Here is a 14,795-nt window from a genome sequence, read left to right as displayed (position 1 = left end):
GGGGTTATTGAGGAGCTCGCATGACCAAACAACACGCCTTTACTCGGGAAGACCTGCTGCGCTGCAGTCGCGGTGAGCTGTTCGGCCCAGGTAATGCGCAACTGCCCGCGCCGAACATGCTGATGGTCGATCGCATCACCCATATCAGCGAAGAAGGCGGCAAGTACGGCAAAGGTGAGTTGGTCGCCGAGCTGGATATCACCCCGGACCTGTGGTTCTTCGCCTGCCACTTCGAGGGCGACCCGGTCATGCCAGGCTGCCTGGGCCTCGACGCCATGTGGCAGCTGGTCGGTTTCTTCCTCGGCTGGCAGGGTTTGCCAGGCCGCGGCCGCGCCCTGGGTTCGGGCGAGGTGAAGTTCTTTGGCCAGGTATTGCCTACCGCCAAGAAAGTCACTTACAACATTCACATCAAGCGCGTCCTGAAGGGCAAGCTGAACATGGCCATCGCCGATGGCTCGGTCAGCGTCGACGGCCGCGAGATCTACACTGCCGAAGGCCTGCGGGTCGGCGTGTTCACCTCCACTGACAATTTCTAAGGGTTATTCGCATGCGCCGCGTCGTTATCACTGGTCTGGGCATCGTATCGTGCCTGGGCAATGACAAAGCTACCGTCACCGAAAACCTGCGCAACAGCCGTCCGGGTATCCGTTACAACCCGGAATACAAGGAAATGGGGCTGCGTAGCCAGGTTTCCGGGTCCATCGACCTCAACCTCGAAGAACTGATCGACCGCAAGGTCTACCGCTTCGTCGGCCACGCTGCTGCCTACGCCTACCTGGCGATGCAGGACGCGATCAAGGACGCCGGCCTGACCGAAGAGCAGGTTTCCAGCCCGCGTACTGGCCTGGTGGCCGGCTCCGGCGGCGCCTCGACCCTGAACCAGATGGAAGCCCTGGACACCCTGCGTGAGAAAGGCGTCAAGCGCGTCGGCCCGTACCGTGTAACCCGCACCATGGGCAGCACCGTTTCGGCGTGCCTGGCCACCCCGTTCAAGATCAAGGGTATCAACTACTCGATCTCGTCGGCCTGCGCCACTTCGGCTCACTGCATCGGTACCGCCCTGGAGCAAATCCAGTGGGGCAAGCAAGACATCGTCTTTGCCGGTGGCGGTGAAGAAGAGCACTGGAGCCAGTCGTTCCTGTTCGATGCCATGGGCGCCCTGTCGACCAAGCGCAACGAAACCCCGGAACTGGCCTCGCGCGCCTACGACGCTGACCGTGATGGCTTCGTCATCGCTGGCGGTGGCGGCATGGTAGTGGTCGAGGAGCTGGAACACGCCCTGGCCCGTGGTGCCAAGATCTACGCCGAAATCGTCGGCTACGGTGCCACTTCCGACGGCTACGACATGGTTGCCCCGAGCGGCGAAGGCGCCATCCGCTGCATGCAGCAGGCGCTGTCCACCGTCGACACCCCAATCGACTACCTGAACACCCACGGCACCTCGACCCCGGTCGGTGACGTTGCCGAGATCAAGGGCGTTCGCGCCGTGTTCGGCGACAAGGCTCCGAAGATCAGCTCGACCAAGAGCCTGTCGGGCCACTCGCTGGGCGCCGCTGGCGTGCACGAAGCGATCTACTGCCTGCTGATGATGGAAAACAACTTCATCGCCGGCTCCGCCAACATCGACGAGCTGGACCCGGAGGTCGCCGACCTGCCGATCCTGCGCAAAACCGAAGAAAACGCCAAGATCGACACGGTCATGAGCAACAGCTTCGGCTTCGGCGGCACCAATGCCACCCTGGTGCTCAAGCGCTGGGAAGGCAAGTAAGACGCTGACGCAGTAAACGAAAACGCCCCGACTGGTTCGGGGCGTTTTCTTTTGTGTGGCCTGCACGGCCCTCTTCGCGGGTAAACCCGCTCCCACAGGATCACCACAAGCCCGAATGCGATGCGGTCCCTGTGGGAGCGGGTTTACCCGCGAAGAGGCCGGCACAGGTCACTGCTGTACCTTGGGCAACACCGCCAGAAAATTCTCCCGGGCCACCCTGTTTGCCACCGCCTCCGGCAACGCATCCAGAAACGGCCTGAACCCATGCAACTGCTCCCCCAGGCTGCCAAACCGCCCCACCACATCCGACCCCAGCATGAACCGCTCCGGGTACTGCTCGACCAATGCCAGCCACTCCTTGCGCGGCACGCCCTGGTCATCCAGCAGGTAAGGCTGCAGCACACTCCACGACAGGTCGACGTACAGGTTCGGGTAATCCCCCAACAAACGCGTCAGCACCGGCAGCAGAAAGTCCATCTGCGTCTGGTGTCGGTGTATCTCCATGCTGCTGCCGGCGTGCGCCCAGATGAACCGCGTGTGCGGGTGGTTGCGCAGCGGCTCTTCGATCTCCGCCAGGTACAGCGGGTTGCGTTCGCGCTTGGAGGTGATGTTGGAATGCAGCAGCACCGGCAGGTCGCGCTCAGCCGCCAGGTGATAGATGCGTGTCATGGCTTCGTTGTTGGCGCGCGGCGTATCACCGCTGGTCAACGCTGTCAGGTCGTCGTGGCGGGTGAACACCTCGCCAATGCCCTGCCATAGCCCCGGGTACATATCGAGCATGCGTTCGATATGACTGACGGCGTTCTTGTCCACCGGGTTGAAGCCCGTCAGGAACGGATGAAAGCGTTTGCGCTGCTCACCCGGTAATTGCTGCAGGGCCGCAGCCACATAGGTGTCGGTGGCGCTGTACCAGTAGGCATCGGCGTCATCACCGGCGTAATAGCGCGGGCGCTTGGGCTCGTCTTCATGCCATTTCTTGGCCACGGGTATGCCGGAAATCATCGACTGCTCGATACCAGCAGCGTCCATCGCCTTGATCAACGCCAGCATGCCTTCGCTTTCCTGGAAGAAGTCGACATAGTGCAGGTGGGCATCACTGTAGCGGTAGTCGCGCGCCTGTGCCGCCTGGCAAAGCCAAGCCGATATCAGCACGCAGGCCAGCGCTCTGGCGATCATGGGCAGCCTCCTTCTTCGAGTACGAATAAGGTAGACCGGCCAGCAAACGAGACGGTTCAGCCGCGGCGGGCAAACCGCTATGCTTGGGGCATTTCCACATACACTGGAGCCCCCCCATGAGCAGCCCCCTGGTCATCCGCCCACGTGCCGAATCGGTCGAGGGCCAGCCGATCCTGCGCCCGCTGCCGTCGGCCCAGTGTCGCAGCGTCGGCCCATTCGTGTTTTTCGACCACATGCTCGAAACCGACTATGCCCCAGGGCACGGCATGGACATTCGCCAGCATCCCCATATCGGCTTGTCGACCCTCACCTACCTGTTCGAAGGGGCGATCCTGCACAAGGACAGCCTTGGCTCGGCGCAGCGAGTGCTGCCGGGTGACGTCAGCTGGATGACCGCCGGCAGCGGCGTGGCCCATGTCGAGCGTACGCCTGCGGATGCCCTGGCCCATGGCTCGCGCCTGCACGGCTTGCAGGTGTGGCTGGCCTCGCCACGCGAGCATGAACAAGGGCCGGCGAGCTATAGCCACCACCCGGCAGCGAACCTGCCGGTCAGTGACAGCCTGGGGGTGCGTATCTGCATGATCGCTGGCAGCGGCTTCTGCCTGGAGTCACCGGTGCCAGTGCTGTCCCCTACCCTTTACGCATACGTACGGATGCAACCGGCGACGACGTTGCTAGTACCGAATGAACATGTGCAGCGGGCACTGTATCTGCTCGACGGTGAGCTGATGATGAATGACGAGGACGTGGAGCCGTGCAGCCTGGTAGTGCTGCCGGAAGGCGAAGAAGTGACGCTGTACGCGGAGGGTGAATGCCAGCTGGTACTGATTGGTGGCGCGCCGCTGGATGGGCCGCGGCGGATGAACTGGAATTTCGTGGCCAGTGATCCGGAACTGATCGAGCAAGCCCGGGCCAGATGGGCGGCAGGGGATTGGCCGGGGGTGCCGGGGGAAACTTCAAGGATCGAGTTACCGCGCTGAACAAAGTTCGTTTTGCGGTCCATTCGCGGGTAAACCCGCGCCCACAAAGATCGCGCCGCTCTCGCGGGCAGCGACGTACCTGTGGGAGCGGGTTTACCCGCGAATGGGCTGCAAAGCAGCCCCACACGGTATCAGCGCTGGAACACTTCAGTCAGCAGATTATGCATCGAACGGAACGCCCGCTCCGAAGTGCGCCGGTCATACTGCATCTTGCCCGGCACGTTGGCATTCGGGTCGGTAAACGAGTGCACTGCCCCGCCGTAGCTCAGCAACTGCCAATCCACTTTGGCCGCGTTCATCTCGTCTTCGAATGCCGGCAGCTGCTCTTTAGGCACCAACGGGTCGGCAGCCCCGTGCAATACCAGCACCGAGCCCTTGATGCGCTTGGCATCTTCCGGGTTCGGCGTGTCCAAAGTACCGTGGAACGACACCGCTGCACGCAGGTCGGCACCGGTACGCGCCAGCTCCAGGGCGCAGCAGCCACCGAAGCAGAAACCGAATGTGGCCACCTTGCCCGGCTCAAGCAGCGCCTTTGACTGCCCCAACAACTGCGCCAGGGCTTCCTGCATGCGCTTGCGCAGCTCGCCACGGTCGTTCTTCAGCGGCATCATCGCCGCGCCAGCCTCGTCGGCATTGGACGGGCGCACGGATTGCCCATACAGGTCGGCAATCAGCACCACATAGCCTTTTTCGGCCACTTCCTTGGCGATGCGCTCGGCCCCTTCGCCGATGCCCATCCAGTTCGGCGCCATCACCAGCCCTGGACGCCCCAGCGCACCCGGCTCATAGACCAGGCGGCTTTCGTAGGTCTTGCCGGACAGGTGATAAACCAGCGATTCGACGATTACTTTGCTCATCAAGCACTCCTTTGGCTCTCGTCATAAAAAAGCCCGCCGAAGCGGGCTTTCCTTTGCATCAACTCAAGCAGACAGCTCGACCAACAGCTTGTTCAGGCGACGAACGTAAGCCGCCGGGTCCTTCAGGCTGTCACCGGCCGCCAGGGCCGCCTGATCGAACAGGATGTGCGACAGATCGGCAAAGCGGTCTTCGCTCTGCTCGTTGTCCAGTTTCTCGATCAGCGGGTGGCTCGGGTTGAATTCGAAGATCGGCTTGGACTCCGGTACCTTCTGCCCGCTGGCTTCAAGAATCTGGCGCATCTGCAAGCCCAGGTCCTGTTCGCCAATGGCCAGGATTGCCGGCGAATCGGTCAGGCGGTGCGACACGCGTACTTCGGCCACGCTGTCACCCAGCGCACCTTTCAGGCGCTCGACCAGGCCTTCCTTGTCCTTGGCCACTTCTTCCTGGGCTTTCTTGTCTTCTTCCGAATCCAGCTTGCCCAGGTCCAGGTCGCCACGGGCGACATCGACGAAGGCCTTGCCGTCGAACTCGTTGAGGTAGCTCATCAGCCACTCGTCGATGCGGTCGGTCAGCAGCAGCACTTCGATGCCTTTCTTGCGGAAGACTTCCAGGTGCGGGCTGTTCTTGACCTGCGCATACGACTCGCCGGTGAGGTAGTAGATCTTGTCCTGGCCTTCCTTGGCACGCGCCAGGTAGTCGGCCAGGGCAACGCTCTGCTCGCCGCTGTCGTCCTGGGTGGAAGCGAAGCGCAGCAGGCCGGCGATCTTTTCCTTGTTGGCGAAGTCTTCGGCTGGGCCTTCCTTCAGCACCTGGCCAAAGTTCTTCCAGAAACCCTTGTACTGCTCGGGTTCGTTCTTCGCCAGCTTCTCCAGCATGTCCAGCACACGCTTGGTCAGCGCGGTTTTCATCGAGTCGATGATCGGGTCTTTCTGCAGGATTTCCCGCGACACGTTCAGCGACAGGTCGTTGGAGTCGACCACACCCTTGATGAAGCGCAGGTACAGCGGCAGGAACGACTCGGCCTGGTCCATGATGAACACACGCTGCACGTACAGCTTCAGGCCGCGTGGCGCTTCGCGCTGGTACAGGTCGAACGGTGCACGGGCCGGCACGTACAGCAGCGAGTTGTATTCGAGCTTGCCTTCGACCTTGTTGTGACTCCAGGCCAGCGGGTTTTCGAAGTCATGGCCGATGTGCTTGTAGAACTCCTGGTATTCCTCGTCCTTCACCTCGGTGCGCGAACGGGTCCACAGGGCGCTGGCGCGGTTGACGGTTTCCCACTCTTCGGCCGGCTGCTCTTCGCCTTCGGCGGCAGCTTGCTCTTTTGGCAACTGGATCGGCAGGGCGATGTGGTCGGAGTACTTCTTGACCACGTTGCGCAGGCGCCAGCCATCGGCGAACTCCTGCTCGTCCTTCTTCAGGTGCAGGACGATGCGGGTACCGCGCTGCGGCTTGTCGATGGTAGCGACTTCGAATTCACCCTCACCTTTCGACGACCAGTGCACGCCTTCGGCGGCCGGCTGGCCGGCGCGACGGCTGTAGACGTCAACTTTGTCGGCAACGATGAACGCGGAGTAGAAGCCCACGCCGAACTGGCCGATCAGGTGCGAATCCTTCTTCTGGTCACCGGTGAGGTTCTTCATGAAGTCAGCGGTGCCAGACTTGGCGATGGTGCCCAGGTGGGCAATCACGTCTTCGCGGCTCATGCCGATGCCGTTGTCCTCGAGGGTAACGGTGCCGGCGTCCTTGTCGAAGCTCAGGCGAATCTTCAGGTCGGCGTCGCCTTCGAGCAGCTCTGGCTTGGCGAGGGCTTCGAAACGCAGCTTGTCGGCTGCGTCGGAAGCGTTGGAGATCAATTCACGCAGGAAGATCTCCTTGTTCGAATACAAGGAATGGATCATGAGGTGCAGCAGCTGCTTTACCTCGGTCTGAAAGCCCAGCGTTTCTTTTTGAGTCTCCACACTCATGGTCTTCAAAACTCCAATCTGATGGCAGTGGCGCCTGGCGGCCAGTACGGCCTGCGTTAACGGCGGATGTCATGCAGATGGGGGCTGCCCGGATGATTTCAAGGGCTTTTCCGGTTCGATCTTGAAATGCGCGCGGGCCGTGGCAATCGGCGACTGCTTGTCGCCCTGCCAGGCGGTGATGGCCACGTTGGTCACCCGTCGCCCTTGGCGCCACAGCTGGCACTGGGCGTAGGTATCGCGAAAATGCCCGGCGCGCAGGTAGTCGATCGAGAAATCGATGATCTTCGGAATGCTTGCACTTTCGCTGTAGATCAGCAGGTACAGCGCTGCCGACAACTCCATGAAGCCCGCGATTACCCCACCATGGATCGCAGGCAGCAGCGGGTTGCCGATGTTGTCCTGGCTGGCCGGCAGGCGAAACATCAGGTCATCGCCCTGGCGCTCGCATTCGATACCGATCAGCCCGGCGTAGGGGATCAACGCCAGCAATGGCCGGTAATCACCCTGGGCATGCGCGGCGTTGAGCTGCTGGCGAACTGCGTGCGGAATCATGCGCCCCCCTCCTTCAGGTTGTTGCCAAAGCGGATGCCGCCCTTGACCTCCTGGCCCAGGCGCATGAACGTGCCCACCACCTGGCAAATTGGCCGGGCCGGGTCGTCCTGGTAGGCGGTGCCGCGGGTGAAGATCACGTCACGGGTGACCCGGTAGCACTGGGCGTGGCCGTAGATGTCCTTGCCGGCCTCGGCTGGGTGCATGTAGTCGATGCGCAGGTCCAGCGTAGGGCACACTTCGAAGCGTGGCAGCACGCACAGCGTGGCCATGCCGCAGGTGGTGTCCAGCAGCGTGGTCAGCGCGCCGCCATGCACGGCGCCGGTTTGCGGGTTGCCAACGATGGCCGCCGACCAGGGCAGGACCAGGGTCATGCCCTGGTCATCGGCGTGCGCCACACGCATCTGCAACAACTGACAATGCTTCAATGCCGAGAGAAATCGCTCGGCCATGGCCATCAAGGCTGAATCGTTCATTCGCTATTTCCACCCACCGGCCGCAGCGGCATAAAATTGGTAAAAAGTCTATATAGAACGGGGCGTTATATATCTGTAACCTTCGCGGAACTTATTCCGCGTTGTTGTAATCGAAGGAACAAGTCACTTATTCCACCAAGGAGAAATACCCCCATGCGTAAACCTTTTGCTTTTGCTCTGATGCTGGCCGCTGCCATGGGCCTGGCCGCTTGCGATAAAGCGAGCGAAGACAAAGCCCAGGACGCACAGCAACACGCCGAGCAAGCCCAGGAAAAAATGGGTGAAGCTCAGGATAAAATGAACGAAGCCGCCAAGGAAAACGCCGAAGCCGCCAAAGATCAGGCCGAAGCCGAGCAGAAGGCTGCCGAAGAAGCCGCACCGGCTACTCCGGCACCGGAAGCTGCTCCAGCCGCTCCGGCGCCAGAAGCTACTCCGGCCGAACCAGCCAAGCAGTAATTGGCTAATACAAAAAAACCCGACACTGTCGGGTTTTTTTGTACCTGCAACTTATCAGTTAAACGTTTCAGTTGCCTGCAACTGTGTTTTCCTTCACGGGTTCGCCCGGCACACTTTCGGTCGGTGTGAACACCATCACATCCAGCACATCCGAATGGAACTCCCGGCGGTACAAAATCAGCACTACCCCGACACTCATGGCCATGAACAGCCACGGGCTGATAAACCAACTCAACATGGCCATGCCGAAATAGTAGGAGCGCAGCCCCAAGTTGAACTGGTTGGCCGCCAGCGACAATACCCGCGCAGCCCGAGAGGCGAACGCCTTGCGCTCCAGCTCATTGACCAGCCGCTCGCCGATCATCGGCGCCGAGCCCACCAGCACAGCCGCAAAGTTGTACTGGCGCATGCACCAACTGAAGGTGAAGAAGGCGTAGACGAAGACCATGGCCAGGCACAGAAGCTTGATTTCCGACATGCCCTGCGAGGTCTGCTGCACCAGTGGCAGGTCGGCGAGCAGCGACAACGCCCTATCGGAAGCACCGAGCACGGTGAGGATACCGGCCAGGATGATCAGCGTACTGGAGGCAAAGAACGACGCATTGCGTTCGAGGTTGCCAATCACACTGGCATCGGCGATGCGGTTGTCACGCAGCAGCATGCGGCGCATCCAGTCTTCGCGGTACAGGTGCAGCACGCTGGCCAGGCACGCGGTGTCGCGGCCCTTCCAGATGGCGTAGCGGGTGTAGCCGCCCCAGCACAGGGCGAACCAGGCAATGGCCAGCAGGTTGTTGAGGTTGCTTTGGATGAAATTCATGCAGGGTTCCCGAGAGGGCCAGGTGCCTAGAGGATAGGGACCGGTTTTCGACGCTGGCAAGCGGAAAAAGGCACACATCCACCCTGATATTTGCACTGGTAATGCGGGCCTCTTCGCGGGCACGCCCGCTCCCACAGGTTAAGCGCAATCCTCAGAGTTGGCGCTGTACCTGTGGGAGCGGGCATGCCCGCGAAGAGGCCGGAACAGGCAAACAAAAAGCCCCGCATCCTCTCGGATACGGGGCTTTCCAGTTTCCACCCTTGGCGTACACCCTTCGGCTTGTGGCCGGTGCCGCCCTCAGGCTTCAACTTACCGGGTCAGGCCAGCGCCTCGCGCGGCTTGCCAAGCATGCGGTCGCAGGCCACGGCGCCCACCAGGGTCACCACCGACGGCACCAGCCAGGCCATGCCGGCATCACTGAGCGGCAGATGCGCCAGGAAATCCGGCAGCACGTGGGCAATGCCGCTGCCCTTGATCGCATCGACCATGCCGAACACCAGCGACACCAGCATCACTGGCGCCAGGATACGGGTCGGCGAGTTCCACAGGTCCTTCACGAAGCTCAGGCCCACCACCACGATGCATGGCGGGTAGATCGCAGTGAGCACCGGGATCGAGAACATGATCAGCTTGGTCAGGCCAAGGTTGGAGATCAGCAGCGAGAAGCCTGCCAGGATCACCACCAGGGCACGGTACGACAGCGGCAGGATCTGGCTGAAGTATTCGGCGCAGGCGCAGGTCAGGCCAACCGCAGTCACCAGGCAGGCCAACGCGATCAGTACGGCCAGGAAGCCGCTGCCCAGCGAACCGAAGGTGTGCTGCACGTAGGCATGCAACACCGCTGCACCGTTGGTGGCGTCAGCTGCGATGTCGTGGCTGGTGGCGCCCAGGCGGAACAGGCTGATGTACACCAGGGCCAGGCCGACACCGGCGATCAGGCCGGCGATGATGGCGTAGCGGGTGATCAGTTTCGGCGACTCCACACCGCGCGAACGGATGGCATTGACGATGACGATACCGAACACCAGGGCACCCAGGGTATCCATGGTCAGGTAACCATCGGAGAAGCCCTTGGAGAACGCTGCAGCGGCGTAAGCCGGCTGTGCTTCACCAATGGTACCGGCTGGCAGCGCGAATGCAGCGATGCCCAGCGCGGCCAAGGCGATGATCTTCAGCGGCGCCAGGAAGCGGCCCACGGTATCGAGCAGCTTACCGGGGTACATGGACACGGCCAGTACCACGATGAAATACACCAGGCTGTAGATGAACAGCGCCAGCGGGCTTTCACCGGTCAGCGGTGCAACGCCCACTTCGAACGACACGGTCGCCGTACGCGGGGTAGCGAACAGCGGGCCGACCGACAGGTAGCACACGGCCGCCAACAGGCCGCCGAAGAACTTGCCGATCGGGCTGCTCAGGGCATCCATGCCGCCACCGACCTTGGCCAGGGCGACCACGGTAATGACCGGCAAGCCTACGGCCGTCACCAGGAAGCCCAGGGCCGCCATCCATACGTGCGGACCAGACTGCAGACCAACGATAGGCGGGAAGATGATGTTGCCAGCGCCCACGAAAAGCGCAAACGTCATAAAGCCAAGCGCCAGGATATCCTGGCCTTTGAGAACTTTCATTTAAGGTAGTACCACACTGCTGAAATCGGGATTCGAGAGGGGATTTCCCTTTGGATGAGGGGAAATGCTGCCCGGCTTGATAGGCCAGACCCGTTTAGCGTGTCGTTCCCTTTTGGGGTACGGGCACAGAGTGAACGCGTAGATTAACCGTTTTACTCGGCAAACGCACTGGCACAGTGCTGCTTGTCCGATGTGCGTAAGTGTTTGTCGTCTGAGTTACCGCGAACAACAGGAATTATCCTCGGATTGAAACATTCTTCTGCGTGAAAATTCCTATCAAACCCATCGAAAAATCCATCTCGTCAGTTCCGGCCTCTTCGCGGGCACAGGAATCCCAACACCCAGAAACGACAAAGGCCACCCGAAGGTGGCCTCTGTGCGCGTGGGGGGTGTAGCAGTATTACTTCTTGGCTTCCCAGCCAGTCAGCTCGGCCAGGGCCTTGCCGATGTCAGCCAGGGAACGCACGGTTTTCACACCAGCGTCCTGCAGGGCGGCGAACTTCTCGTCCGCAGTGCCCTTGCCACCGGAAATGATGGCGCCAGCGTGGCCCATACGCTTGCCCGCAGGAGCGGTAACACCAGCGATGTAGGAAACGACAGGCTTGGTAACGTTGGCCTTGATGTAGGCTGCAGCTTCTTCTTCAGCCGAACCGCCGATCTCACCGATCATGACGATCGCTTCGGTCTTCGGGTCTTCCTGGAACAGCTTCAGGATGTCGATGAAGTTGGAACCTGGGATCGGGTCACCGCCGATGCCGACGCAGGTCGACTGGCCGAAGCCGGCGTCGGTGGTCTGCTTCACAGCTTCATAGGTCAGGGTGCCGGAACGCGAAACGATACCGACCTTGCCTGGCAGGTGAATGTGACCTGGCATGATGCCGATCTTGCACTCGCCCGGGGTGATGACGCCTGGGCAGTTAGGGCCGATCAGGGTAACACCCAGCTCGTCGCACTTGACCTTGGCATCCAGCATGTCCAGGGTAGGAATGCCTTCGGTGATGCAGACGATCAGCTTGATGCCGCCGAAGGCAGCTTCCAGGATCGAGTCTTTGCAGAATGGAGCCGGTACGTAGATGACCGAAGCGTCAGCGCCGGTAGCTTCCACGGCTTCCTTGACGGTGTTGAACACCGGCAGGCCCAGGTGGGTGGTGCCACCCTTGCCTGGGGTTACGCCGCCGACCATCTTGGTGCCGTAGGCGATGGCTTGTTCGGAGTGGAAAGTACCCTGCGAGCCGGTGAAGCCCTGGCAGATGACTTTGGTGTCTTTATTGATCAGGACGCTCATTACTTGCCCTCCGCAGCTTTGACAACTTGTTGAGCAGCGTCGGTCAGGCTGGTTGCCGCAATGATGTTCAAACCGCTTTCTGCCAGTACTTTAGCGCCCAGTTCAGCGTTGTTGCCTTCGAGGCGAACGACGACCGGAACTTTAACGCCGACTTCTTTCACTGCACCGATGATGCCTTCGGCAATCATGTCGCAGCGAACGATGCCGCCGAAGATGTTGACCAGAACGGCCGCGACATTGCTGTCGGACAGAATGATCTTGAACGCTTCGGTAACGCGCTCTTTGGTAGCACCACCGCCAACGTCGAGGAAGTTGGCCGGCTTGCCGCCGTGCAGGTTGACGATGTCCATGGTACCCATGGCCAGGCCGGCACCGTTGACCATGCAGCCGATGTTGCCTTCGAGGGCAACGTAGTTCAGTTCGAACTTGGCAGCGTGGGCTTCACGGGCGTCGTCCTGCGACGGGTCGTGGAAGGTTTTCAGCTTAGGCTGACGGTACATGGCGTTGGCGTCGATGTTGATCTTGGCATCGAGGCAGTGCAGGTCGCCATCGGCCTTGATCACCAGCGGGTTCACTTCCAGCAGAGCCAGGTCGTGATCCTTGAACAGCTTGGCCAGGCCAACGAAGATCTTGGCGAACTGAGTAACTTGCTTGCCTTCCAGGCCCAGCTGGAATGCCAGCTCACGACCTTGAAACGGCTGAGCGCCGACCAGTGGGTCGATGGTGGCCTTGAGGATCTTCTCAGGCGTTTCGTGAGCGACTTTCTCGATGTCCACGCCACCTTCGGTGGAAGCCATGAACACGATACGGCGGCTCGAACGATCGACTACAGCGCCCAGGTACAGCTCTTTGGCGATGTCAGTGCAGGATTCGACCAGAATCTTGGAGACGGGTTGACCGTTGGCATCGGTCTGGTAGGTAACCAGATTTTTGCCCAACCACTGTGCAGCGAACGCCTTGGCGTCTTCTTTGCTGCGAACCAGCTTGACGCCGCCCGCTTTACCGCGACCACCCGCGTGAACCTGGGCTTTTACTACCCACTCGTTCCCGCCGATCTTGTCGCAGGCTTCTGCAGCTTGCTCAGGGGTATCGACTGCGAAACCCTTGGAAACTGGCAGGCCGTATTCAGCGAACAGCTGCTTACCCTGATACTCGTGAAGATTCATGCTTTTTACCGTCTTCGTTAGGTACTGCGCTTCGGCGCTGCGCCATCACTGGCGCCGCACCACCTGTGACCGTTGACCCCGGGTTTTCCCGTGTGATCCGGTCCGGCGGACTTTCCGCGGTGAGTCATGCACGCAAGACTCACGACGGGCAGCCCGCCGTGGTTTCTTATAATTAACGCTTCTTACGGTTGGCCACGTGAATGGCACCGCCATTCACCGCCAGCGCTGCTTCATGCAACGCTTCGGACAGGGTTGGATGGCTGAAGACCATCATGCCCAGATCCTCGGCACTGGTGCCGAATTCCATTGCGATTGCGCCCTGCTGCACCAGTTCGGCAGCCGATGGGCCAATCACGTGTACACCCAGGACGCGGTCGGTCTTGGCATCGGCGATAACCTTGACGAAACCACCGGTGTCGTTGGCAGCCATCGCACGGCCGCTGGCCGCGAACGGGAAGGTGCCTACGTTAACCTCAACACCCTCGGCCTTCAAGGATTGTTCGGTCTTGCCGACCCACGCGATTTCCGGGTGGGTGTAGATAACCGAAGGGATCAGGTCGTAGTTCATCTGGGCCTTGTGGCCTTTGATGCGCTCGACAACCATGATGCCCTCTTCCGAGGCCTTGTGGGCCAGCATCATGCCGCGTACCACGTCACCGATGGCGTATACGCCCGGTACGCTGGTGGCGCAGTGATCGTCAACGAAGATGTAGCCACGCTCGTCGATGGTCACGCCGCTGTCGGCAGCCAGCAGGTCGGTGGTAACCGGACGACGGCCGACCGCAACGATCAGCTTGTCGAAGGTGATCTTCTGCTCGCCTTCGGCGTTGGTGTAGGTCACTTCAACTTCGTTGCCGTTGACTTTCGAGCCGGTGACGCGAGCACCCAGCTTGATGTCCAGGCCTTGCTTGGTCAGGGTCTTCTGGGCTTCTTTCGACACGGCGGTGTCGGCAGCCATCAGGAAGGTGTCCAGGGCTTCCAGGACGGTGACTTCAGCACCCAGGCGAGCCCATACCGAGCCCAGCTCCAGGCCGATCACGCCGGCACCGATAACGCCCAGGCGCTTCGGCACGGCCTGGAATTCCAGAGCGCCGGTGGAGTCGACGATGACGTTCTGGTCGACCGGAGCCGGTGGAATGTCGATCGGGCGCGAGCCGGAAGCCAGGATCACGTTCTCGGCCTCGATGACTTCGGTGGTGCCGTCAGCCTTGGTGACTTCGACTTTCTTGCCAGCCAGCAGCTTGCCGTGGCCCTGGATCGAAGTAACGCCGTTGGCCTTGAACAGGGTGGCTACGCCACCAGTCAGGTTCTTGACGATGCCAGCCTTGCGGCCAACCATCGCGGCAACGTCCATCTTCACTTCGCCAGTGGAGATACCGTGAACGTTGAAGCTCTCTTTAGCTTCCTTGTACTTCCAGGAGCTGTCCAGCAGCGCCTTGGATGGAATGCAACCTACGTTCAGGCAGGTGCCGCCCAGGGCCAGCTTGCCCTCGGCGTCGGTGTACTTCTCGATACAGGCAGTCTTCAGACCAAGTTGTGCGGCCTTGATGGCAGCAACATAGCCGCCAGGACCAGCACCAATCACCACTACGTCGAATTTCTGGGTCATAAAAGATTCCTTATCAGCTACAAGCTACAAGCCGCGAACCGCGCGGCATGGCTTCTT

At 60.9% G+C, this 14,795-nt stretch carries 14 protein-coding genes; 4 read left to right on the top strand and 10 right to left on the bottom strand.

Annotated elements, in window-relative coordinates; translation table 11 throughout:
* Nucleotides 1-20: 20 nt before the first annotated feature.
* Together fabA and fabB are read left to right on the top strand one after the other, a co-directional pair.
* Nucleotides 21-536 carry a 3-hydroxyacyl-[acyl-carrier-protein] dehydratase FabA gene (gene fabA, locus ABE456_RS07025; protein WP_008089108.1) on the top strand — a complete coding sequence of 172 codons (516 nt, stop codon included), beginning with the start codon at nucleotides 21-23 and terminating at the stop codon, nucleotides 534-536.
* Nucleotides 537-547: 11 nt separating this feature from the next.
* On the top strand, nucleotides 548-1,768 hold the full coding sequence (gene fabB, locus ABE456_RS07020) for a beta-ketoacyl-ACP synthase I (protein ID WP_019099700.1): 1,221 nt from the start codon (nucleotides 548-550) through the stop codon (nucleotides 1,766-1,768).
* A 168-nt stretch (nucleotides 1,769-1,936) separates the two neighbouring features.
* Here fabB and ABE456_RS07015 read toward each other — a convergent pair whose 3' ends face one another.
* Complete coding sequence (locus ABE456_RS07015) at nucleotides 1,937-2,944, bottom strand: amidohydrolase family protein (RefSeq protein ID WP_346643277.1); 1,008 nt, start codon at nucleotides 2,942-2,944, stop codon at nucleotides 1,937-1,939.
* Nucleotides 2,945-3,060: 116 nt separating this feature from the next.
* On the opposite strand from ABE456_RS07015, the gene ABE456_RS07010 reads away from it, so the two are divergent.
* A complete protein-coding gene (locus tag ABE456_RS07010; RefSeq protein ID WP_346643276.1) occupies nucleotides 3,061-3,924 on the top strand; it encodes a pirin family protein in 864 nt (287 codons plus the stop codon).
* A 131-nt stretch (nucleotides 3,925-4,055) separates the two neighbouring features.
* Here the strand turns inward: ABE456_RS07010 and ABE456_RS07005 are convergent, their stop codons facing one another.
* From ABE456_RS07005 to ABE456_RS06990, 4 genes are all read right to left on the bottom strand, one after another.
* Nucleotides 4,056-4,781: a dienelactone hydrolase family protein gene (locus tag ABE456_RS07005; protein ID WP_346643275.1), complete on the bottom strand. Its 726-nt coding sequence runs from the start codon at nucleotides 4,779-4,781 to the stop codon at nucleotides 4,056-4,058.
* Nucleotides 4,782-4,844: 63 nt separating this feature from the next.
* Nucleotides 4,845-6,749, bottom strand: coding sequence for a molecular chaperone HtpG (htpG, locus tag ABE456_RS07000; protein ID WP_346643274.1), 1,905 nt, complete (start codon nucleotides 6,747-6,749; stop codon nucleotides 4,845-4,847).
* A 69-nt stretch (nucleotides 6,750-6,818) separates the two neighbouring features.
* Nucleotides 6,819-7,301 carry a PaaI family thioesterase gene (locus ABE456_RS06995; protein WP_346643273.1) on the bottom strand — a complete coding sequence of 161 codons (483 nt, stop codon included), beginning with the start codon at nucleotides 7,299-7,301 and terminating at the stop codon, nucleotides 6,819-6,821.
* Nucleotides 7,298-7,774 (bottom strand): PaaI family thioesterase, encoded by a 477-nt coding sequence (locus tag ABE456_RS06990; RefSeq protein ID WP_346643272.1) that lies wholly within the window; start codon nucleotides 7,772-7,774, stop codon nucleotides 7,298-7,300. The genes ABE456_RS06995 and ABE456_RS06990 overlap by 4 nt, the downstream gene beginning before the upstream one ends.
* A gap of 153 nt (nucleotides 7,775-7,927) precedes the next feature.
* Between ABE456_RS06990 and ABE456_RS06985 the strand changes: the two genes are divergently transcribed.
* Nucleotides 7,928-8,230 carry a hypothetical protein gene (locus ABE456_RS06985; RefSeq protein WP_346643271.1) on the top strand — a complete coding sequence of 101 codons (303 nt, stop codon included), beginning with the start codon at nucleotides 7,928-7,930 and terminating at the stop codon, nucleotides 8,228-8,230.
* 67 nt (nucleotides 8,231-8,297) lie between these two features.
* Here the strand turns inward: ABE456_RS06985 and ABE456_RS06980 are convergent, their stop codons facing one another.
* The 5 genes from ABE456_RS06980 to lpdA form a co-directional block, all read right to left on the bottom strand.
* Nucleotides 8,298-9,047, bottom strand: a complete 750-nt coding sequence (locus ABE456_RS06980) for a DUF599 family protein (RefSeq protein ID WP_346643270.1) — start codon at nucleotides 9,045-9,047, stop codon at nucleotides 8,298-8,300.
* A 317-nt stretch (nucleotides 9,048-9,364) separates the two neighbouring features.
* Nucleotides 9,365-10,678 carry a branched-chain amino acid transport system II carrier protein gene (brnQ, locus tag ABE456_RS06975; RefSeq protein ID WP_346643269.1) on the bottom strand — a complete coding sequence of 438 codons (1,314 nt, stop codon included), beginning with the start codon at nucleotides 10,676-10,678 and terminating at the stop codon, nucleotides 9,365-9,367.
* Between the two features lie 400 nt (nucleotides 10,679-11,078).
* Nucleotides 11,079-11,963: a succinate--CoA ligase subunit alpha gene (sucD, locus tag ABE456_RS06970; protein ID WP_016393102.1), complete on the bottom strand. Its 885-nt coding sequence runs from the start codon at nucleotides 11,961-11,963 to the stop codon at nucleotides 11,079-11,081.
* Complete coding sequence (gene sucC, locus ABE456_RS06965; protein ID WP_346643268.1) at nucleotides 11,963-13,129, bottom strand: ADP-forming succinate--CoA ligase subunit beta; 1,167 nt, start codon at nucleotides 13,127-13,129, stop codon at nucleotides 11,963-11,965. Before sucC ends, sucD begins: the two co-directional genes overlap by 1 nt.
* Before the next feature lie 172 nt (nucleotides 13,130-13,301).
* Entirely contained in the window at nucleotides 13,302-14,738 is a 1,437-nt protein-coding gene (lpdA, locus tag ABE456_RS06960) for a dihydrolipoyl dehydrogenase (RefSeq protein ID WP_110745656.1), read from the bottom strand.
* Nucleotides 14,739-14,795: the final 57 nt, after the last annotated feature.

It is taken from the genome of Pseudomonas sp. TWI929, from assembly GCF_039673335.1.
Taxonomy (GTDB): Bacteria; Pseudomonadota; Gammaproteobacteria; order Pseudomonadales; family Pseudomonadaceae; genus Aquipseudomonas.
Note: the sequence above shows the minus strand (reverse complement) of the source record. Positions and strands in the feature narration are given on the sequence as shown.

Bases quoted from the DNA above. Each gene is read 5' to 3' on its own strand.
- fabA (WP_008089108.1), top strand. From the start codon at position 21: ATGACCAAACAACACGCCTTTACTCGGGAAGACCTGCTGCGCTGCAGT.
- fabB (WP_019099700.1), top strand. From the start codon at position 548: ATGCGCCGCGTCGTTATCACTGGTCTGGGCATCGTATCGTGCCTGGGC.
- ABE456_RS07015 (WP_346643277.1), bottom strand. From the start codon at position 2,944: ATGATCGCCAGAGCGCTGGCCTGCGTGCTGATATCGGCTTGGCTTTGC.
- ABE456_RS07010 (WP_346643276.1), top strand. From the start codon at position 3,061: ATGAGCAGCCCCCTGGTCATCCGCCCACGTGCCGAATCGGTCGAGGGC.
- ABE456_RS07005 (WP_346643275.1), bottom strand. From the start codon at position 4,781: ATGAGCAAAGTAATCGTCGAATCGCTGGTTTATCACCTGTCCGGCAAG.
- htpG (WP_346643274.1), bottom strand. From the start codon at position 6,749: ATGAGTGTGGAGACTCAAAAAGAAACGCTGGGCTTTCAGACCGAGGTA.
- ABE456_RS06995 (WP_346643273.1), bottom strand. From the start codon at position 7,301: ATGATTCCGCACGCAGTTCGCCAGCAGCTCAACGCCGCGCATGCCCAG.
- ABE456_RS06990 (WP_346643272.1), bottom strand. From the start codon at position 7,774: ATGAACGATTCAGCCTTGATGGCCATGGCCGAGCGATTTCTCTCGGCA.
- ABE456_RS06985 (WP_346643271.1), top strand. From the start codon at position 7,928: ATGCGTAAACCTTTTGCTTTTGCTCTGATGCTGGCCGCTGCCATGGGC.
- ABE456_RS06980 (WP_346643270.1), bottom strand. From the start codon at position 9,047: ATGAATTTCATCCAAAGCAACCTCAACAACCTGCTGGCCATTGCCTGG.
- brnQ (WP_346643269.1), bottom strand. From the start codon at position 10,678: ATGAAAGTTCTCAAAGGCCAGGATATCCTGGCGCTTGGCTTTATGACG.
- sucD (WP_016393102.1), bottom strand. From the start codon at position 11,963: ATGAGCGTCCTGATCAATAAAGACACCAAAGTCATCTGCCAGGGCTTC.
- sucC (WP_346643268.1), bottom strand. From the start codon at position 13,129: ATGAATCTTCACGAGTATCAGGGTAAGCAGCTGTTCGCTGAATACGGC.
- lpdA (WP_110745656.1), bottom strand. From the start codon at position 14,738: ATGACCCAGAAATTCGACGTAGTGGTGATTGGTGCTGGTCCTGGCGGC.